A 506-nucleotide genomic window follows, 5' to 3' on the forward strand; every position below is an offset into this window, starting at 1 on the left:
CAGGTCGGTTTTGGTGTTGCGTTGCACGTGCACCAGGCAGCGTTGGATGCGCGTGCCCGGCCAGCAAGGCATGGCAGGCTTTCTGCACGCCGCGAAGGCCGTCGGTGATGAGCACGTCGGGCCCGGGGATGCGGGAGGACAGGGCCGTGCAGGCCGCCGTGTTCTCCTGATGGCACCACTGCCGGTCGATGACCTGGCCCGTCTGCCCGTCGATCGCTATCAGGAGGCACCAGCCGTGTGCCATATACGTGCCGTCGGCCATGAGCGTGTGATGGACCACCCCGTCCGGTGTGATTGCCGGCTTGATGTTCCGGCACCAGCCGACCCGTTTACGCCAGGCCCTGGCGCCCATGGCCCCCATCTGTTCCTGGGTCCTGCCCGTCAGCAGCCAGTCCGGGAACTCCCTCAACTGCGCGGCGCGGGCCCGGTCCTGCCTGCGCGCGGTGGACGTGATCGAGCAGGACGGACACATCCAGCGCTGCGTGCCTGATCTGTTGCGCCCATGC

Annotated in this window: 1 pseudogene; it reads right to left on the reverse strand. The window is 68.0% G+C overall.

What is annotated here, in order from left to right:
* Nucleotides 1-506, reverse strand: a pseudogene (locus CI601_RS08355) (transposase); the annotation flags it as partial.

Source organism: Bifidobacterium sp. wkB344, assembly GCF_003688305.1.
Lineage (GTDB): Bacteria > Actinomycetota > Actinomycetes > Actinomycetales > Bifidobacteriaceae > Bombiscardovia > Bombiscardovia mizhiensis.